This window comes from Exiguobacterium sp. UBA7533, from assembly GCF_002479335.1.
Taxonomy (GTDB): domain Bacteria; phylum Bacillota; class Bacilli; order Exiguobacteriales; family Exiguobacteriaceae; genus Exiguobacterium_A.
On the sequence record NZ_DLMP01000005.1, the window covers coordinates 202339 to 219950 of the forward strand.

Sequence of the window (17612 nt, forward strand, 5' to 3'; positions counted from 1 at the left end):
GTCATTCCTCCTTTTATGGGGTAAAGGCTACGAAAAATGGATGAGACTGTTCATCTAAGATATGTAAGATTCGTTCGCTGAAGTTCGACCACGTTACACGTCGTAACACTTCTTCGAGCGAGAAAAAACCGACTGCTAAACTTTCACTGCTCGTCTGCGGTTGACCACCAATCGCTTTTGCAAGCCAACAGGTCGCACAGACATTCGCCTCGAGGTTTTGATAGATGCCGCAAAATTTCACGATTTCAATCTCAATTCCAGACTCTTCTTTGACTTCGCGAATGATACCGTCAGCTGCACTTTCCCCAGGCTCGACGATGCCACCCGGAAACTCCCAGCCGTGATCCGGTCCTTGGATTAAAAGAATCTCGTTTTGGTCATTCAAGACGACCGCTCCTGCTGATAACGAATAGATCGATGTAGGGAACATAGACTTCCTCATGTGAAGAGAGGGACAACGTCTGTTGCCCCTCCGCCAAATATTAAGATGCATCTTTGAGTTCTTGATACGGTTGAACACGAGCGGCCAGTTGTGCTGGGATGAACGCCGCGATGACACCGAACAGAATCGGTAAGGCGAGCGATACGCCAATCAACAACGGTTCATTCCATGGAACAAGGTCGTATAGAACGTAAATCGTCGTGTAGGCGACAATCAGTCCAATGACTCCGGAAATGAGACCGACCAGGAAGCCTTCGAGGACGATCAATTGACGGATTGCACCGTTCGTCCAGCCGAGCGCTTTTAAGACGGCGAGTGAAGCGCGACGATCGGTGACGTTTTGCCACATGATCTCTCCCGTCGTTAAAATGGCGATTGTGATCGCAACACCCATCGTCACGTAATGCATCGGACCGACTTGCAGGGCGACGAATTGTCCGAGCCACGACGTGTAAAGGACACCCTGTAAATGGAATGTCACGAACAGGAAGAAGGTTAAGAGAGCAGTCGGTAAAGCAATCGAGAGGACGGACAGGCTATTGCGCTTCCATTTCCCGATCAGTTCCTTCAGTGCGAGTGTCACGGTCGAACGAAGTTTCAGTCCGACGCGAGCTGCTTTCGCGTATTCACCGGTCTTAATCGCTTCATAAGGTGAGATGCGACGGATCGTCCACGCCGACCAGGTCGCACCAGCCAGGTAAATAACGAGACTGAACAGCGCGATCCAAAGAAGACTCCAGCCGTTCATCGCTTCATTACGAACATATGAGAAGATCCCTTCGACAATTAAGGCAACCGTCGAGACAAATCCAGCGAGGATCGCAGCCTCGATCAAGACGATTTTATAAAGATCCTTCGTCCGCCAGCCGAGTGCGAGTAAAACAGCGAACTCTTTTCTGCGCGCGAGCATCGAGACATAGCTTGTCGCGAGGACATAGACAATCGCGACAGCGAGCATCGCGAAGATGACGCCTGAGAAACCGACGCTCGTCTCGCGGAAGATTGTTATCGCAGCACCGATGTGAATCCATGGTTGTTCGATCCAACCGAGCGTCTTACCTTCATCGACGACTTTTGTGACAACCGGTTGAGGAGATGAACCTTTTGTGATTGTAGCGATGAGACCGGTTTCTCGCTCGATTTGTTGTTTCACATCTTGTAGCAGTTGTTCTGATTCTTCGCTGACGGTCGTTGCACCTTTCACTTTCAGACGAATTGAGGAAATCGATTGTTCGCCATTGATTGCTCGTGCACTATCAATCGTCGTTAGGATGTTTGGAGAACTTGTCAACAATCCTACGGGATTACCAGATGTATCAATTGATTTTGCAGGATTGACAGGTTCGCTCTTCGCATCTAAAACAAGATCAGCAGACGAGGGACGATATGTTTCCATGGGTAACTCATTCAGTGGATCTTTTGAGACCTTGATGTTATTTGGATCGTATAGTCCGACGACATTGAATGCAAGGTATGGGAAGACGGTATCCAACTCACCTGGTTTTGGTTTTTTGATCTTACGTCCGACGGATTCAAGGGAACGGAAACCTTTTTTAGGGAAAAACTGTTTTCCATATGTCCAATTTTTGATCTCAGTTGGCGAAGCCGATACTTCATAGGCAGTCTTCCAGCGACTTGGATATGGACTATTGGCTGGCTTAAACGAGAGTGGTCCAGATTTATATAGTAGTTGGGCTCCTTCAGCGCTTGTCATATCAACATACGTAGAATTTGTCTTTTCTATAAGTGTTTGAAGGTAGTTTTCTTCCACTTTAGATGCTGGAATTTCGAGATGCTGTATTTTTTTTGCAGGATACGTAGTTAACACTGAACGAAGAACTGAACGCTTCGGTTGTTTTTTTACTAGACTATCAATCAGCTTCTGTTGATCCTGCTCTGTTTTAAAGGGGGCATCTAATTTTTCGATTGTATATTCATAGCTTCCTCTATTAAAGGAGTTTGGATTTATTAAGACAGGTATGATGTGTTCGTCCGAATAATTACCGGATTGATGTTGATCTGTGCTGTTGAAATATCGAGACTTTTTATTTAATCGAACACTTTTATCTAATCCGACAAGTCGAGCTTCCTCGACAGGGTCGATTCCAACAATCAATACTGGGTTTCTTGCAATTGCATTTTTAAACGTTTCAATGGGTTCATTGAAAAAAGAAGCATTTTTCGGAACATTTACTTTCGTACCTTGAGAGATATGGATGACGCTATGCGATTGACGTTCTCTCGTAAAACCATTTTCGATAAAATTCGTTTCTGTTAGACGATACATACCGGGTTCGCTTGGAAACTTCAATACATTTTTAAACGAAGTAACAGAGTTTACATATCCCATAACAGCAACCGGAGCTGCAATATCAATCGCATTCATTTGTTTGATTTGTTGGTATTGTTCAAAGGAAATTCCACCATTGATACCATTTAAATAGTTCGGTTCGAGTAAATCATTCGACTCACTTGCAAGCTGACTGCCTTTCGGTCGTACGACGATGTCATACGCAGACGACCATTTCTTTTGTAATGTTTGTTCGACCGTTCCCTGACTGGAGTCGGTCAAGTTGAACATCAGACTGAGTCCGGCGCTGATGATGAGCGCACCGACGAGCGTAAGGATGAATTTCCCGCGCTGCCGGCGCCATTGATTGATGACGAAACGAAGCATATGTAGTCTCCTTTGCTTGTTATTGGGAGATTTGCGTCTTTAAATAATGTGCAAGATCTTGTTCGAAATGGTGAATCGCTTGTGCATCGAGTGCTTCTACTTCTGCTTGCGCTGCGTAGCGGGTGACGAAGTAAGGAGAGAGTGGCGTCACCAGATGAATGCGCTCCGTCCAGTCTGTCAACGACTCATGACTTTGCCGCTTGAGGGCTCGTGGTAATCGTTGGTTAAAATCAAATAGCATCAGGCGTAATGATTCTATAGGAGGAGTAGGCATAGACTGAGTTGTTGTAGACGAAGTTTTATTCTTGAAAGAAAGATTTGATTGATCTTCCATAGTCTCCGTAATGTCTAAAGTATGTTTTCCTGTGAGTCGCTTTCGTTTTTTGATTACAAAATAAATGATGAAACTTCCGACAAGAAGCAACAAGAGAAGGATGATCGAAAAACTAGAGCCTGCCTTTTCTTCGGCTGATTCCAAAAAGCCTGGCGACTTGGTAGCATTGGCTTTTCCACGTGCTGTTCCATCCACTTTTTCCGTTTTACCTGTACTTATACCTAAAATTTCACCTTCAGAATTTTCGTCGATTGTGTTATCGAGTTTACAACTATTTTTTTTGAAAATAAGTTTTGATAAGTCATCATGATTACAATCTCGCACAATCGTCGTCTCTTGTTCCGAGAAGTCCGCATTCCGAAACGCTTCATACGCAGACTGCGTCGATACGGACAACAATAGAAAAACGACAATAGAGCCAATGAAACTCGCAATCAGTTTGCTTCGAAACGTTTGCATCGCAGACACCTCCTCATAAACAGTACTTAGACACTTTGCACCGTGCGTTTTCGGCGGTCTTCGACGATCCGACCATCCTGCATGAAGAGAATTCGGTCAGCGCGTTCGGCGAGTTCTAAGTCGTGTGTGACAAATAAAACGCCACATTTGTCTTCACGATGCAGTTCTAGCAACAGTTCAAAAATCGCGTCACCGGTCATGGAATCAAGATTACCAGTCGGCTCATCTGCAAGAATCCATTGCGGATGATGCAACAAGGCGCGGGCGATTGCCACCCGTTGTTGCTGCCCGCCGGATAGTTGAGCAGGTAAAGCATTTCGTTTGTCGTCGAGTCCGACCCGATCGAGCAGCTCGAGGATTCGCTCGTCTTGATTAAACGACGTCTTTTGTTTTAACAAGGCGACCTTTAGGTTTTCAGACACCGTCAGTGACGGTAGGAGATGAAACTGCTGGAAGATGAAGCCGATCTCTTGCGAGCGGAATTGTGATAACCGTTTGTTCTTCCAAGACGTAATGTCCTGTCTGTCATAGAGAATCTGACCGGACGACGGACGATCGAGCGAACCAAGGAGACTAAGGAACGTCGATTTTCCGGACCCGGACGGACCGACGAGTGCCGTTACTTCCGATTGCAAAAATTGTCCGTTTAGTTGATGCAAGACATCGGTCCGGACACCGCTTCGCTCAAACGAGTGCGAAACATCTTGAAAGGTAATATTCATGTGACCACTCCTTTTACATAATTTGGTTAAATATAGTGTATTATTTTTAGAAAATTTTGTCTATTGTGTTTTTATTTTCGAAATCCTTACTCATTTATGTTTTTCTTATAACTTCTCTCTAAGATTGGATTAACCCCAATCTAAGGAGATATTTAAAATGAAATGAATACGCAAGAAAAGGTTATGGATCAGTGGAAGAATCATGCTGATGCTCCTGTGAATTGATACCACCATCTTTTTAGGACGATGAGAGGCATAAGGAACGAAAAGAGTAGTGGAGTCGAAGATATTAAAAATATTCTTCTATTTCTCAGAAACGCTTGAAACAATAAATCGGTAGACGGTCATTGAAAGGAAACGGTACCGCCTCGATAAACAACCTCGGACGTCACACGTAATATTGGAACGACAGTGGACGAAGAAATCACTTCAAATTATCCTTGATTTACTAGACGTGTCTGTTAATCGTCAAACGGATGATCAATTCACATGATGGTGAGGTAACGATTGAGAATCAATTGCATCAAGGAACTATCGTGACCGTTTTGTTGATGATGCACGAGATTCGAGCATGATGACATAAAAAAGGAGCGCGAACTCACACGAGTCATCGTGAAAAGCGGCGCTCCTTTTTTATGTTTCTAGTCTGATATGAATTGCTCGTAATTGTTTTTTCAAAGCCGTTCTCGCTAAAGGTTCACCCTTTCCTGTACCAGGCTCAAAGGCATAAGGGCTAAAGACTTTAGCACCTTCTTTGAGCCAGTTTGAGCGATACAAGTCATGTGTCTCACTTCTCGATAAAAAGATACCGTCCTCGATTTCGACATTATCGTCTACTCCGAACTGAAAGCCGCAGCAAGAACAAAGTTCAAACGAAGCGTCACCATTTTCGTCATAAGCAACGTCGTCCATTTGCGCATATCCGCAGACGGGACATATGTATTTCATGAAAGCACCTCATTGTTCAAGAATCTTTTGATACGTGTACCCTTTTAAGATATCTGCTTGATTCGTATAGGTCCAGTCAGTAATGGACTGATCTGGATGCGACTCAAAATAGTGATTGAGGATATCACGTCCCAAAATGTAGTTACTCCAGCGAGGAATCTCTTTTTGTTTGTTACCTACGACGAAGTCGAGTTGTGATACTTCATAGCTGTTGACCAGATGTACGACATGTTTCTTCGTTGCTTCATCCATTTCGACATTCCATGGAGGGGAGACGCCTTTGACGATTCGGTCGGCAAAGGCATCTGCCTTTCCTTCAACGATGACGGAATTAAGAGTCGTACTTAAACTAAAATCAGGTGTATCCTTGAGGACTAAGTGATGATATTCGTGTGCCGTCGAATATGCCAGGATGTCTTTATCGTAGTTTGTATCCAGATAGAGAATGAATGCATCTTTATAGGCTGCTCCTGTAACACCTTTCATTGACTGAAGATCGAAAGAGGATTCAGGATTAACCGGAGCGACGATGATGGTACTTTTCTTTTTGGGAAGGATCTTATGAGAAGCGATGTAATTTTTTTTAATGATTTTTGTAATGTCATCTTGTTGTTTCATCAAGTTCTCGATTTTGTCGAGTAGCTCTTGTTCGTACACGGTTGATTGCAACATCGGGAAACCTTTCAAGTCGGCTGTCGCAAACTGCTCCTTTTCCCCGATTTTGTCGATATAGCTTAAGACATATTTTGCATAATTCTTTTTATCTTCTTCAGGATCATTGTTTTTTAAGGACGATTGTAGATATTGTTTATATGGTTCATAAAGAAAAACAATGTTCAATGTACTTTCGGCATCGATTTTTACAGATTCGGATTTTACTTTTGTACTCTTCGATAACAGTTCAGTAGTGGGTTGTGTTGTCTTTTGCTTCTCTGTACAAGCAGACAAAAACAGAAGGGGAGCAGTTAAAAGTAATATCAATGATTTTTTCAAGATACGTTCATCCTCCTTTTTTATGATGTAACAACTGCTTTCTATATCAATCCTCTTTCGCCACATGATCAATGACGATCGGATCGCTGTAGGACAAAATATAAACCTCCTGTTCATGTGTCCTGATGGCAAATAAGTGCAAGTCTCCCCGTTCAGTATAGATTTCGTCCGTTTTCATAAACTTCGCAGCAAAATCACCGAACATCGATTCTTTTGACCTCACGACTGGATATGGATTTTGAAGCTTCTCGTCGATGATGCCATGCTCTTGTAACGTTCCTAGGAAGACGGCGTACTTTTCAAAACGCATCAAAAAGTAATCACGCGAAGGATCGTTGATTATAAGCTTGAACGCTTCGTCAGCCCCATAAAAATAGAAATCAATCGCATAATGATCATTTGCCTTTAGCGACATCTTATCCAGTTCAAGTTCGTATTCTTCAGTCGTCAGTAAAAAATCAAGATCAATCGTTTTCACGGGAAATCACTCCTCTATGAAGATCACGGACATCTAACGTGAAAGATAAACTATTATTTTTCTGATGAATCTTTATCGATGAACCATTTCGGACCATGTTCCGCGATGAAACGATGTTCTGCTCGATAATGTGTATCGTGACCCTCTTCTTTCATCTTCATGAAGGCAACATCGCCGTCGACAGCTCGTTGATCAATCAACAGATATAGCGCTTCGACGCGCAACAATAACATCGGTAGCAATTCGGAACGCGGACCTTCATAACCATAAGCATCAAGGAATCGACTCACTCGTTCGGCAAAGCGTGCATCATCTTGCTCCGGTGAATAGGCAAGAACGGATCCGTCAGGTGCTTGCCGTCTACTGCTGAGCGGGACGAACGTATAGAGCGCGTAGACGATGTCCCATGCACGTGGTCCGGGTGCTGCAAAATCAAAGTCGATCACGCCACTAAGACGTTGATCCTGAAAAATCGTATTATAGACAGCAAAATCATTGTGGCAGATGACTTCGTATGGAATAGGGGTGTTGATCAATGGCTCCCAGTCACTGGTTTCGAAGTCGACTGTAGCGTCATGATACTTGCGCATTAATCGCGCGACGTCTTTTATGACATCGTCTTGCCACATGTATGCTTTTAGCGGATAGTCTGCCGTCTCACCGGGGAGGAAGGTCAGGATTTCTCGATTTTGTTCATCGATACCGACGAAGCGGGGAACACCGGATAGATGTTTCGCTTCTAAATGGCGTAATAGACGATGAATATTTGGACTGTTCTCATTTTGTGTACGATAGACATAGTTGCCTTTTTGATAGACGGCGGAGACATTTCCGCCAGTCAATCGTTGTTCTTCAGACATAATCGCTCCTACTTTCTTTGTTTCATTTGTAATCGGTTACATATCGTCTGGTCATTATGAATCCGCTTAAAAGAAACGGATTGTCTTTACCACAAGACTGGAATCGACGATCAAAAAGTCGGAAGAAGGTCGAATCTCATGTTCGTGCTTTACTTGCGATTGTAATGTTCTTCAATCAGTCACACTTCATCGAAGAGAGAATCCTGCGACGAATTCGTGACATGTTCGAGGAATGTTTCAACGTCTTCCGTCGAACGAAGACGAACGACTTTGTCCGCTTCGCTGGAAACTGGCGACTCGATTCGTTGCCGCTGATAGATGTCGTGATACGACGAGTTACCACGAATTTCTCTTCCATCGCGATTGGAGTAAGTCAGTCGGTTTGAAAGGATTGCTTCGGGTAAATCGAACCAGACGAGGATCGAGCGGAACGTCGAACGGGGAAATTGATTTAACAGCTGTTTCCGACCGGTCCGTGTAGTGTTGGCATTACATAAAATGATTGTCTCAAAGGAGGAAGTAATCGCCTTTTCGATCAACCATCCCGTCAAGTCATGTTTGATGTGATTCGGACCTTCTGTTGGGACGAGATCCGGATAATGTTCGAGCAAAAAGCGTGCTTGTAGATCCTGATCGATGATAAGGCTTGAGGGGAGACGATAGGCAAGCTTTTTGGCGAACGTCGTTTTCCCGGCATGTGTCGGACCGATCGTCAACAGGACCGTCCTCATGACGTTAGTTGTTCCTCGGGTAAGCGATCGGCAATGATTTGCGTTAGCCACTCTTCCTTCGTACCGAAGCAAGGAGTCGTTCGCCCGATATGATAAAACGTACTTGCTAACGGTCCGGTGAAATAAGTCGCATCCGGCATACATAAATAAATCGGTCGATTCGTCGCAAGCGCAATCCCGAGTTCGACGTGGCTACTTTTTCCTGCTGGTAAAACGAGGACAAAGGCGTCCGCTTGCTTGACAGCTTCGAATTCCTCAAGACCAATTTTTCTTAATGCTTCAGAATCTTCTGCCCGGTCGTTCTTCGTCCAGTCGTATGTTAAATCGTGACCACGCAAGCGGAGTTCATCCCGGAGCCAGCGGACGGTCAAAATGTGGTCAAAGCGAGAAGCGATATAGAGTTTCATTCGTCGTACATCCTCCTTTTTTATCTCTCTGTGTCCCATCCTATCGAATTCATTCACTCAATAAAAGGGAATTATAAGAAAAATTTGAAAAAAATGAAACTTTTTAAATGTGTTGCGTATCTAATAAGGGAGTGATTGCAAAAGAGGAGGATGCCGATGTGTTTCGAAAAACCGGTGCAGCATTATCCGACGCTGCTTTTGAAGCAGCTTTATTCGCAGAAGAGGACTATATATACCGTATCTCCTTCATTTATCTAAAAGAAGAGGAAGCGGCACTTGAAAATGTCCAAGAGGTCGCGTATCGAGCGTGGCGTGCGCGAAAGAGTCTACGTGATGCCTCGTATTTTAAGACGTGGTTGATGCGAATTATGATGAATTGTGCGTTCAAGCAACAGCGTGCGTCGTTTCAACCGTTGACAGTTGAACTCAGTCCAACTACGTCATTTGAAGAGCGTCCGTTTGTATCTAAAGGATTTGCTCGAGATCCTCGAGCCGACCGAACGCTCAATCGTCTACTTGCGGTATGAAGAGGATTTGTCCTTGCAAGAGATTGCAGACACATTCAATGTGCCACTGAGTACAGTCAAAAGCACGTTGTACCGTGCACTTGAGAAAATACGTCGACGACAGAAGGGAATGAGCCTATGAGTCATGAGCGATCAATCTTGATTGATGTACCGTCATCCGTCAGACAACGGACGGTCCAAGGCATTAGGAAAGCGAGACGACGTCGGCGTTCCGTACAAGCCGCCTGTCTCGCAGCTGGTCTGACGATCGTTGGTTTTAGTTCCTTACTAGAGACCGTTCCCGAACAATCATCGCAATCGGTGGTGGTCGGCATGTATTATGATGAACAGTTTTACACGGTAGCAAAAAGAATCACGGATCCAGACTGGCAACAGCTGAAAGGGAAGCGAATTGGCGTTACTGACGATGTCTTGACCGATACGAAACTAGAACAGGACACATCTGATTTTGCATCGAACCTTGATGCATTTACCGTCTTTCAAGTCAAGAACGATCCGGTATCCGAGCATGTGCTAGTCGTTGGTGAGGAAGAGGGCCGAGAACGGGTAATGATTTTGTCGCCAACACAGTAAGTGAACAGTGGCATTCGACTGGAACACGAAACAGCCCATCACTTTTATCAGGAGATGGGCTACAACGTGACGAGCAAGAGTTAATCGAAGTCGTTCACGTCATCGTGATTTACGGAATCCATAGAAAGCACGAAATTCTTGCTCTTCATAGAAAGGAGCAGACTGACGGGTTGCCAGTAAATCAATCCGCGTCGGATAGGTATGTTGCAAGTGATCGAGCAACTGTTGTCCGTATCCTTGCTTGCGTGCCTCGCGGCTGACGAGGAGCTCACAGACATACGTCGTCACGAAACCATCTGTCAAAGCACGGACATAAGCAACGACTTGTCCGTCGCACTCGAGGACGTAAGCGGCATTCGCATTGATCCATGCTTCACGCGTCCGCTCTTGATCAGCGACGAGATCCTGCCACCCTTCTAATTCGTTCAAGCGATGAATCTGATCAAAATCTTCAGGTTGGAAACGGCGAATCTGTTCAGTCATAGATGAGTCTCCTTTGGAATAAGGTTGTGTAACGTAAGCGGCAACTGGTACCAGTCCGAAAATTGGGCGTCGGTCAACGCAACATCGCCCGTGCGCTTCCTAATGGTCTGCATACCGAGCGCTCGCGCCGGTAGGATATCGTGATCGTAGTTGTCTCCAACAAACAGCACCTCTTCTGGACGAACACTTAAACGTTCTGTCACACGTAAGAAAAACCCCGGATCCGGTTTACGTAAGCCTTCTTGCTCCGAGATTCCGATCTGCGTAAAGGCAGAAGTGAGTGCAATCGCGTCAAGGACGGCACGTTGAAACAACGTTCTACCGTTCGAGAGCAAACCAATCGGTAACTCGGGAGGTAATTGCGCAAAAAAGGTAGTAACGCCAGGGAAGCTCAGTGCGAAGATCGGGTAACGCGTCACGTAGTCGTGTAGCAGTACTTCAATAGAAAGCGACAACTGGAAGAGCCGAATCATCTCGGCATAGACGACGTCCTTCCAGACCCGGCCGCCTTGATCAAGCTCTAAGAAGACGCTGACGTATTCGTCTAGCGCAATAGGCGAGATTTGAGCTGAAAAACGCTCATATTGGTTCTCGAGAAAGGAGGGAAGAGACCCGCTCCGGTCATGTAATGTCTCGTCTAAATCAAACAATAGCGCACGAATCAAGATCAACAACACCTTTCATACCATAGAGGAGTGATTTCATTGGAACGAATGATTCAGCAACAAGAGAAACAAGTGACGTACTATGATAACGGTTCGACAGGTCGACCATTGTTGTTATTACCCTCGCTCGGTGGGACGTATCAGGACTGGTCGGACATTTTGACAAATTTAGTGCCAGACTATCGCGTCGTCAGCTTCCATCCGCACGAATGGTCGGACGATTATATGAACGGAACGACAGGCATCTTACAGCAAATCGACCAGTTCCTCAGCGCAACGAACATCACGACACCGGTCACACTCGTCGGGCATTCCTACGGCGGTCTCGTCGCACAAGCTTTCGCTTTACATTATCCGAAACGTGTCGCCGGTATTGTCCTTGTTGAGGCGACATCCGTTGACTTAGCAGAACTTGATCAGCTCGATACACCGACGCTCGATCAAGAAGGAAATGACGCCGTCTGGATCGAACGATTCGCGGAATTAGCGACAGCAACCGATTTACGTGACCGTTTCCCGGATGGTGACGAACGTACGGACTGGAACCCAGCGTACTATCAGGCGATGCATGCCATCATTTCAAAGTGGAAGAGTGATGCGAAGGCGCTTCAGCCACTCATGCGTGACCTTGGGTTCCCGCTGACCGTTCTCGGTCGGGATAAAACGAACTCAATCCAGACGATGATAACAGCTGGTTTTCCGGAAGATGAACTCGAACGAATGGAAAATAAATGGCAGGAATTAATATGGCGACAGGCGAATCTATCCTATCAGGCGAACGTGACGTTCGTTCCGGGCACATCTCACCTGATGCATCGCGATCGTCCGGACGTCATCGTAAACGCGATATTAACACTACATCAACCGAAGGAGTTTACCGTATGACACGCATGTACGTACTGCATGGGTTAATGGGAACGGCAGCGACACACTTTGCGCCACAACTATCCGCTCTAGCGGATGATTTTACGTTCATTCCGATCGATCTACCTGGTCACGGAATGACGACGGAACCGGCAACGGAGGATTACCTACAACAAGCAACACGTGCCATCCGCGAACGGATGGCACAGGAAGGTCTAGGATGGATTCTCGGGTTGTCGCTCGGCGCGACTCTTGCGATGCAACTGGCACTCGACCCACCGGACGAACTCGAAGGTGTATGTATCACGGGTTTTTCACCATTCATTCCTAAAGCGATGGAACCGCTGATGCGCGAACAACGAGAGTTTTTCCTCGACCTCGAACAACAAGCACCGGAAATTGCCGACCAATTTGAACAGTTGCATGGTCCTGCCTGGAAAACGACAGCACGGGCAGTCCTCGATTTGATGACGTTCCGTTTCCCGGCACTGACGGAATCGATGTTGCAGTCGATCACCTTGCCGGTCGTCATCCTAAACGGAACGAATGAAACGTACGAAGTCGACGCAACCGCGTTCATTGCGGAACACGTGCCGAACGTCATCGTCTTACCGGTCGAGGGAGCCGGGCATACGGCGAATCTCGATCAACCGGAACGCTTCAACGCCTTACTGCTTCAAGCGCATCAATCCATGCTGACAACTTAAGCGTTTTTTCATCTTCTCTTGATACATCCGTACATCTGCCTCATGCAGGACGTCGTCGATCCGGCGTCCTGTTGTCGAATGAACGGCACCGATCGCGAGTTCAATCTCGTGCGTCGCGAACGTCGAGCGGACGTGTTCGACGAATGCCTCAAACGTGTCAATTGACGCACTATCGTCGATCAAGACGAATTCATCACCACCGATCCGGTAACCATGATCTGTTAAGCGGCGGATGCAAAGTCCTGTTTGTTCAAGCAAGGCGTCACCGACCGCGTGACCGAATCGGTCGTTGAGCTCCTTTAGTTCATTCAAGTCAAGCAGAATCAATCCATACGTCGTCTTCTCTTGATCGAGATTGCGGACAGCCTCGTTGAAGGCATGGCGATTCCCAAGCCGTGTCAAGGCATCGATACGGTATTGATCGAGCAGTGCCTGTTGTGATTTCAACTGCTCGTCAATGTTACGGATCACCCCTTGGATGGCAACAATCTGTCCGTTTTCGCGAATTGGTGTCGCATATTCTTCGAACCAGACGTACGTCCCGTCATTTGTCCGCCAGCGTTGCCGGAACGGTTGATCGTAGTCACAGTCGCCCGAAATCTTCGACATCAAGACTTCGATGTCTTCCGGATGAATCCTTGCAAAACACTGATCCGGATCCATATAGCTGGCTGTTGCCACTCCCTTGCCGATATGGTCATCGAGGGACGGACTGATATATCGAAATCGATATTCCGGCTGGACTTCAAACACATAGAAGATATCTTTACATAACGCAATTGTATCCGGTTGTTGCTGGTGGAATAACCGGAAACTGAGCAACATTAAAAGACTACCCATAATCAATCCCAATACAAATATGACGTCCACCTCCTGTACTCAACGTCCATCATATCACGATTGGGTATTATTCCCTATTATTGTAAAAAACCGCTTCGTTTGGACTACGAAGCGGTTTTTGGCTTATTCCAATTCAAGTAAAACACGAAATCCTCGGCTCGCATAATAGGAATCCGCCCCGTTGTGGTAGATGAACGTCGTCTCATAGCGACGATCTCCGAATAAGGCGCCACCTTTTTGACGAATCACGTCCGGCGTCGCAAGCCAACTGGAGGTTTTTTCGTCAAACGAAAACTGCGTCTGCAGTGTTTGATACTGTTCAGGTGTTAAGAGGTGCACCTCTAGCGTCTCAATCATCGACTCGACACTTGCGGCAGGCGCATTTTTCTTTCGACCAAGTCGAGCGGATTCGTCCAGACAGACACTTCGACGACCAGACGGACTCTCTTTGACAGTGTCGACGATGACGAATCGTCCATCAAGGGTTACGACATTCGGCTCTCCGCCTGTCTGTTCCATCCAAGCGAGGGCTGCTTGTTTCGAAGACGTCAGTCGTGACTCGACCTCGTCATACGAAAGACCCTCATGGCGATCAGGAGTAGCTTCAAAGCGATCACAAAATTTCGTGAATTGGTCCTCCATCGGTAAAACCTCACTTTCCTAGTTCCTTTTTTCCATTATTCAATGAATCCGCTTCCAGTGCAATCGTTTAGTGACTGAATAAGTCAATCTGAAGACAATTGACAAATGAAATCGGACTGCCTACACTAATTGTACATATCCGGTTTCTGTCGCGATTGCGCGAACAGGAACGACATTCAGGAGAGGAGCCCAACCGTATGCGCTGGATCAGTTATGCGGCTGTTGTGACGATTCTTTCGTTCTTAGCGTTCACAGCGTATTCGTTCTTGACGACGATCGACTTTGAGATCGTCTATCAGTTCGGAACGTTTGCGATGACGTTATCCTATTTTATCTTTGGTTTACCGATGTTGTGGATCGTCCGTCATTATCCATTGACCCTTCGTCTACTCATCTACGTGACGACGAGTGCTGTCGTCTTATTTCTATTCATCGGTCTATATGAAGCGTGGCATGATGCGTCATTGTCTCCGTTACCACCATTCGGTAGCATGATCCAATTCACGGCTCTCGCTTGCCTATTGTTCGTCTTACCGTATGAACTCGTCTATCGTAAAAATTTCGTCTCCATTCAACCACGTGTTTCTTGACAGTATTCTTGTTCCTCAAGAATGCTGTTTTTTATTTCCTTTCATTTAGAAGGAATTCCCAATAAATTCTTGAATAGTACGTTATCATGAATATATGGAGGGCTTACATATGGAAGGAACATTTCAATGCAAACAGATGGGAAAATCATTTTCGGGAGACGGTGTCGAGACACATGCGTTACAAGACATCGATGTGACGCTTGAGGCAGGTGACTTCATCTCGATCATTGGACCTTCAGGATCCGGAAAATCAACGTTACTCAGCCTGATCGGGACACTCGATCGTCCGACGAGTGGGGAGTTGCATTATGACGGAAAGCCGATCAATAAATTGAACAGTAAGGAACTATCCGATTTCCGTTTCGAAAACATCGGCTTCATCTTCCAACAGTTTCATTTGATTCCGACGCTGACAGCGCTTGAGAATGTCATGGCGCCTCTGTTCGGTCGGAAAGTACCATACGATAAAAAAGAACGCGCCGAGCAGTTACTCGCGCAAGTCGGTCTCGCTGATAAAGCAGGCAGTTTGCCGTCGCAACTTTCCGGTGGACAACAGCAACGGGTCGCCGTTGCCCGAGCACTCGTCCATGAACCGAAATGGTTGCTTGCCGATGAGCCGACAGGGAACCTCGATACGGATACGGGAGAAATCATCTTCAATCTTTTACGGTCATTAAACGAAGAGAAGGGCTGCGGCGTCTTGTTCGTCACCCACGATCCGGCACTCGCAGAACGGGCGAACCGAACGATCGAGATGCGAGATGGCGTCATCATCGAAGATCGTCTCGTGCGAGTCTGAGCCTCGTTTTTGAACTCCGTTCCTCCACCCTTTACACTGAAAGGGTAGAGGAGGAATGCGTGATGCGACTAGGAATATTGGATCAAGTACCGTTACATGAGGGCGATACGGTCGAAGCGACGATGGAAGCGACGGAACGACTCGTCTTAGAAGCCGAGCGACTCGGTTACGAACGGTACTGGTTCGCCGAACACCATAATACGAACGGTTTGCTCAGTGCGGCACCGGAGTTGTTCATCGCCCGAATGGGTGCGAAGACGTCAAAAATCAAGCTTGGTTCAGGTGGAGTGTTGTTGCCGCAGTATCATCCGCTAAAAGTGGCCGAGAGTTTTGCAACACTCGACGCCTTTTATCCGGGACGGATCGAACTTGGGATCGGCAATTCTCCGGGTGGAAGTGAGCGGACACGACTTGCCTTGACAGATGGTGAAAAAAATCGGGCAGCTGAGTTTAGTCGACTCGTTCAGGAAACGGCTGGCTTCTTGACAGATAGTCTATCGAATCGACACCCGTACCGGATCGTCAAGACGACACCGCGTGATCGGCAAGCGTCTCCGATCTCAATCCTTGGTCTGTCGCCACGTAGTGCGCAAATTGCTGCAGAACAAGACCGTGGTCTCGTTTTTGGTCACTTTATTAATCCAGATCGTTGGGAAGAGACACTTTCCACTTATCGTGAGGCAGGAGGAACAGACGTCATCGTCTGCGTTTTCGTTATCTGTGCCCCGACGCAAGAAGAAGCAGAACGTCTCGCTCGAACTCAAGATGCCTGGATTCAAGGCGTTCGACTCGGCAATTCAATCGTTCCGTCGTTTGCCTCGACTGAAGCAAAAATCTTGAATGACGTTCAAGCGGAACGGATCCGTAAAGATCGACGGCGAGCGATTGTCGGTACACCGGACGTTGTTGCGCAGGAGCTTGAAGCATTAGCAACGCGTTATCAAACAGATCAGTTTTTACTCATCAACAATGCCTTTGATCAAGAAAAGCGATTGCAGTCGTACCAGCTCATCGCGGAGCGACTTCTTTAAACAGAACAGGACCCCTCAATAGATGTTTTGCTAATGAGGGGTCCTGTCTACACATCTACATTCAATTAACGTTGCGCTGTCGGACGAATTAAGATCTCGTTGACCGCGACATCTTCTGGTTCGTTGACAGCATATGCGATGGCACGCGCAATCGCGCTCGCATCAATGGCTTTCAAGTCACCAATTCCTTGTTTGATCTCTTCATCCGAGATATGGTCCTTCAATTCCGTATCGACCGCTCCCGGTGAGATGATTGTTGCACGGATGTGATTGTCGACCGATTCTTCCTTACGAAGACCTTCCGTGATGGCGCGCACCGCGAATTTCGTACCGCTGTAGACGGCGCTCGACGGCATGACTTCATGACCGGCGACAGAAGAGATGTTGATGACATGTCCGCTTTTTTGTTCGCGCATATACGGCAGGACTGCTCCGATTCCATGAAGGACGCCTTTAATGTTGACGTCGACCATCGTGTTCCATTCGTCCTGCTGATTCTTATGGAGGTGCGATAGTGGCATTAATCCAGCGTTGTTGACGATGACATCAACAGAACCAAACTTGTCTTTCGCAAGTTTTGCGAGTGCATCAACTTGCTCACGATCGGTAACATCCGTCACTTGATAAACGGCTTGACCACCTTCAGCTTCAACCGCTTTGACAAGCTCTTGCAAACGATCTTCCCGACGTGCCGCAAGAACGAGTTTTGCTCCTTGTTTCGCAAGCTCTTTCGCGGTTGCTTCCCCAATACCGCTTGATGCCCCTGTAATGATGACGACTTTATCTTGAATCATCTGAACTCCTCCTTCTGAATAACGTACTCCTTGAGAGATATTGCCG

Annotated in this window: 23 protein-coding genes; 8 read left to right on the plus strand and 15 right to left on the minus strand. The window is 46.6% G+C overall.

Features of this window, described 5'->3' with window-relative positions; genetic code table 11:
* Positions 1 to 13 precede the first annotated feature (13 nt).
* The 10 genes from B2U10_RS08480 to B2U10_RS08525 form a co-directional block, all read right to left on the minus strand.
* Positions 14 to 430, minus strand: a complete 417-nt coding sequence (locus B2U10_RS08480; protein WP_290786787.1) for an NUDIX hydrolase — start codon at positions 428 to 430, stop codon at positions 14 to 16.
* A 52-nt stretch (positions 431 to 482) separates the two neighbouring features.
* The gene (locus B2U10_RS08485) at positions 483 to 3119 is read right to left on the minus strand and encodes an ABC transporter permease (RefSeq protein ID WP_290786790.1); all 2637 of its coding nucleotides are present in this window, start codon (positions 3117 to 3119) and stop codon (positions 483 to 485) included.
* 19 nt (positions 3120 to 3138) lie between these two features.
* The gene (locus B2U10_RS08490; protein WP_290786793.1) at positions 3139 to 3912 is read right to left on the minus strand and encodes a hypothetical protein; all 774 of its coding nucleotides are present in this window, start codon (positions 3910 to 3912) and stop codon (positions 3139 to 3141) included.
* Positions 3913 to 3938: 26 nt separating this feature from the next.
* On the minus strand, positions 3939 to 4634 hold the full coding sequence (locus B2U10_RS08495) for an ABC transporter ATP-binding protein (protein WP_290786796.1): 696 nt from the start codon (positions 4632 to 4634) through the stop codon (positions 3939 to 3941).
* 633 nt (positions 4635 to 5267) lie between these two features.
* Positions 5268 to 5582, minus strand: coding sequence for a hypothetical protein (locus B2U10_RS08500; protein WP_290786799.1), 315 nt, complete (start codon positions 5580 to 5582; stop codon positions 5268 to 5270).
* A 9-nt stretch (positions 5583 to 5591) separates the two neighbouring features.
* Positions 5592 to 6575, minus strand: coding sequence for a DUF2268 domain-containing protein (locus tag B2U10_RS08505; RefSeq protein ID WP_290786802.1), 984 nt, complete (start codon positions 6573 to 6575; stop codon positions 5592 to 5594).
* A gap of 46 nt (positions 6576 to 6621) precedes the next feature.
* Positions 6622 to 7053: a hypothetical protein gene (locus B2U10_RS08510; protein WP_290786805.1), complete on the minus strand. Its 432-nt coding sequence runs from the start codon at positions 7051 to 7053 to the stop codon at positions 6622 to 6624.
* Positions 7054 to 7106: 53 nt separating this feature from the next.
* A complete protein-coding gene (locus B2U10_RS08515; protein ID WP_290786807.1) occupies positions 7107 to 7913 on the minus strand; it encodes a phosphotransferase in 807 nt (268 codons plus the stop codon).
* Positions 7914 to 8092: 179 nt separating this feature from the next.
* Positions 8093 to 8644 (minus strand): AAA family ATPase, encoded by a 552-nt coding sequence (locus B2U10_RS08520; RefSeq protein ID WP_290786809.1) that lies wholly within the window; start codon positions 8642 to 8644, stop codon positions 8093 to 8095.
* Positions 8641 to 9051 carry a group-specific protein gene (locus B2U10_RS08525; RefSeq protein WP_290786811.1) on the minus strand — a complete coding sequence of 137 codons (411 nt, stop codon included), beginning with the start codon at positions 9049 to 9051 and terminating at the stop codon, positions 8641 to 8643. Before B2U10_RS08525 ends, B2U10_RS08520 begins: the two co-directional genes overlap by 4 nt.
* 158 nt (positions 9052 to 9209) lie before the next feature.
* Between B2U10_RS08525 and B2U10_RS08530 the strand changes: the two genes are divergently transcribed.
* Genes B2U10_RS08530 through B2U10_RS08535 form a run of 3 tightly spaced genes read left to right on the plus strand, consistent with a single transcriptional unit; the run spans position 9210 to position 10151 of the window.
* On the plus strand, positions 9210 to 9578 hold the full coding sequence (locus tag B2U10_RS08530; protein WP_290786814.1) for a sigma factor: 369 nt from the start codon (positions 9210 to 9212) through the stop codon (positions 9576 to 9578).
* Positions 9568 to 9699 carry an RNA polymerase sigma factor gene (locus tag B2U10_RS15555; RefSeq protein ID WP_369792027.1) on the plus strand — a complete coding sequence of 44 codons (132 nt, stop codon included), beginning with the start codon at positions 9568 to 9570 and terminating at the stop codon, positions 9697 to 9699. The genes B2U10_RS08530 and B2U10_RS15555 overlap by 11 nt, the downstream gene beginning before the upstream one ends.
* Positions 9696 to 10151 carry a hypothetical protein gene (locus B2U10_RS08535; protein WP_290786816.1) on the plus strand — a complete coding sequence of 152 codons (456 nt, stop codon included), beginning with the start codon at positions 9696 to 9698 and terminating at the stop codon, positions 10149 to 10151. Before B2U10_RS15555 ends, B2U10_RS08535 begins: the two co-directional genes overlap by 4 nt.
* Before the next feature lie 99 nt (positions 10152 to 10250).
* On the opposite strand, the gene B2U10_RS08540 is transcribed toward B2U10_RS08535, so the two are convergent.
* Both B2U10_RS08540 and B2U10_RS08545 read right to left on the minus strand, forming a co-directional pair.
* A complete protein-coding gene (locus tag B2U10_RS08540) occupies positions 10251 to 10634 on the minus strand; it encodes a GNAT family N-acetyltransferase (RefSeq protein ID WP_290786818.1) in 384 nt (127 codons plus the stop codon).
* Complete coding sequence (locus B2U10_RS08545; RefSeq protein WP_290786820.1) at positions 10631 to 11299, minus strand: HAD family hydrolase; 669 nt, start codon at positions 11297 to 11299, stop codon at positions 10631 to 10633. Before B2U10_RS08545 ends, B2U10_RS08540 begins: the two co-directional genes overlap by 4 nt.
* A 48-nt stretch (positions 11300 to 11347) precedes the next feature.
* Between B2U10_RS08545 and B2U10_RS08550 the strand changes: the two genes are divergently transcribed.
* Together B2U10_RS08550 and B2U10_RS08555 are read left to right on the plus strand one after the other, a co-directional pair.
* Positions 11348 to 12184 carry an alpha/beta fold hydrolase gene (locus B2U10_RS08550; RefSeq protein WP_290787657.1) on the plus strand — a complete coding sequence of 279 codons (837 nt, stop codon included), beginning with the start codon at positions 11348 to 11350 and terminating at the stop codon, positions 12182 to 12184.
* Positions 12181 to 12870, plus strand: coding sequence for an alpha/beta fold hydrolase (locus B2U10_RS08555; protein ID WP_290786822.1), 690 nt, complete (start codon positions 12181 to 12183; stop codon positions 12868 to 12870). The genes B2U10_RS08550 and B2U10_RS08555 overlap by 4 nt, the downstream gene beginning before the upstream one ends.
* Here B2U10_RS08555 and B2U10_RS08560 read toward each other — a convergent pair.
* Positions 12832 to 13695, minus strand: a complete 864-nt coding sequence (locus B2U10_RS08560) for a sensor domain-containing diguanylate cyclase (RefSeq protein WP_290786824.1) — start codon at positions 13693 to 13695, stop codon at positions 12832 to 12834. The two genes, B2U10_RS08555 and B2U10_RS08560, sit on opposite strands and share 39 nt — an antisense overlap.
* A 138-nt stretch (positions 13696 to 13833) precedes the next feature.
* Positions 13834 to 14352 carry a DUF4256 domain-containing protein gene (locus B2U10_RS08565; RefSeq protein ID WP_290786826.1) on the minus strand — a complete coding sequence of 173 codons (519 nt, stop codon included), beginning with the start codon at positions 14350 to 14352 and terminating at the stop codon, positions 13834 to 13836.
* 197 nt (positions 14353 to 14549) lie between these two features.
* Between B2U10_RS08565 and B2U10_RS08570 the strand changes: the two genes are divergently transcribed.
* The 3 genes from B2U10_RS08570 to B2U10_RS08580 all read left to right on the plus strand — a co-directional run bounded on the left by B2U10_RS08570 (position 14550) and on the right by B2U10_RS08580 (position 16772).
* Complete coding sequence (locus tag B2U10_RS08570; RefSeq protein ID WP_050677983.1) at positions 14550 to 14942, plus strand: hypothetical protein; 393 nt, start codon at positions 14550 to 14552, stop codon at positions 14940 to 14942.
* Between the two features lie 109 nt (positions 14943 to 15051).
* Positions 15052 to 15741: an ABC transporter ATP-binding protein gene (locus tag B2U10_RS08575; RefSeq protein ID WP_050677982.1), complete on the plus strand. Its 690-nt coding sequence runs from the start codon at positions 15052 to 15054 to the stop codon at positions 15739 to 15741.
* A 62-nt stretch (positions 15742 to 15803) separates the two neighbouring features.
* Positions 15804 to 16772 (plus strand): LLM class flavin-dependent oxidoreductase, encoded by a 969-nt coding sequence (locus tag B2U10_RS08580; protein ID WP_290786829.1) that lies wholly within the window; start codon positions 15804 to 15806, stop codon positions 16770 to 16772.
* 65 nt (positions 16773 to 16837) lie between these two features.
* On the opposite strand, the gene B2U10_RS08585 is transcribed toward B2U10_RS08580, so the two are convergent.
* Positions 16838 to 17566 (minus strand): SDR family oxidoreductase, encoded by a 729-nt coding sequence (locus B2U10_RS08585; RefSeq protein WP_035407846.1) that lies wholly within the window; start codon positions 17564 to 17566, stop codon positions 16838 to 16840.
* Between the last annotated feature and the right edge of the window lie 46 nt (positions 17567 to 17612).

What these genes read in the sequence shown, in the direction of transcription:
- B2U10_RS08495 (WP_290786796.1), bottom strand. Translation starts at nt 4,634, where the DNA reads ATGAATATTACCTTTCAAGATGTTTCGCACTCGTTTGAGCGAAGCGGT.
- B2U10_RS08520 (WP_290786809.1), bottom strand. Translation starts at nt 8,644, where the DNA reads ATGAGGACGGTCCTGTTGACGATCGGTCCGACACATGCCGGGAAAACG.
- B2U10_RS08575 (WP_050677982.1), top strand. Translation starts at nt 15,052, where the DNA reads ATGGAAGGAACATTTCAATGCAAACAGATGGGAAAATCATTTTCGGGA.
- B2U10_RS08535 (WP_290786816.1), top strand. Translation starts at nt 9,696, where the DNA reads ATGAGTCATGAGCGATCAATCTTGATTGATGTACCGTCATCCGTCAGA.
- B2U10_RS08585 (WP_035407846.1), bottom strand. Translation starts at nt 17,566, where the DNA reads ATGATTCAAGATAAAGTCGTCATCATTACAGGGGCATCAAGCGGTATT.
- B2U10_RS08540 (WP_290786818.1), bottom strand. Translation starts at nt 10,634, where the DNA reads ATGACTGAACAGATTCGCCGTTTCCAACCTGAAGATTTTGATCAGATT.
- B2U10_RS08570 (WP_050677983.1), top strand. Translation starts at nt 14,550, where the DNA reads ATGCGCTGGATCAGTTATGCGGCTGTTGTGACGATTCTTTCGTTCTTA.
- B2U10_RS08515 (WP_290786807.1), bottom strand. Translation starts at nt 7,913, where the DNA reads ATGTCTGAAGAACAACGATTGACTGGCGGAAATGTCTCCGCCGTCTAT.
- B2U10_RS08480 (WP_290786787.1), bottom strand. Translation starts at nt 430, where the DNA reads ATGTTCCCTACATCGATCTATTCGTTATCAGCAGGAGCGGTCGTCTTG.
- B2U10_RS08555 (WP_290786822.1), top strand. Translation starts at nt 12,181, where the DNA reads ATGACACGCATGTACGTACTGCATGGGTTAATGGGAACGGCAGCGACA.
- B2U10_RS08580 (WP_290786829.1), top strand. Translation starts at nt 15,804, where the DNA reads ATGCGACTAGGAATATTGGATCAAGTACCGTTACATGAGGGCGATACG.
- B2U10_RS08525 (WP_290786811.1), bottom strand. Translation starts at nt 9,051, where the DNA reads ATGAAACTCTATATCGCTTCTCGCTTTGACCACATTTTGACCGTCCGC.
- B2U10_RS08490 (WP_290786793.1), bottom strand. Translation starts at nt 3,912, where the DNA reads ATGCAAACGTTTCGAAGCAAACTGATTGCGAGTTTCATTGGCTCTATT.
- B2U10_RS08485 (WP_290786790.1), bottom strand. Translation starts at nt 3,119, where the DNA reads ATGCTTCGTTTCGTCATCAATCAATGGCGCCGGCAGCGCGGGAAATTC.
- B2U10_RS08565 (WP_290786826.1), bottom strand. Translation starts at nt 14,352, where the DNA reads ATGGAGGACCAATTCACGAAATTTTGTGATCGCTTTGAAGCTACTCCT.
- B2U10_RS08550 (WP_290787657.1), top strand. Translation starts at nt 11,348, where the DNA reads ATGATTCAGCAACAAGAGAAACAAGTGACGTACTATGATAACGGTTCG.
- B2U10_RS08560 (WP_290786824.1), bottom strand. Translation starts at nt 13,695, where the DNA reads ATGTTGCTCAGTTTCCGGTTATTCCACCAGCAACAACCGGATACAATT.
- B2U10_RS08500 (WP_290786799.1), bottom strand. Translation starts at nt 5,582, where the DNA reads ATGAAATACATATGTCCCGTCTGCGGATATGCGCAAATGGACGACGTT.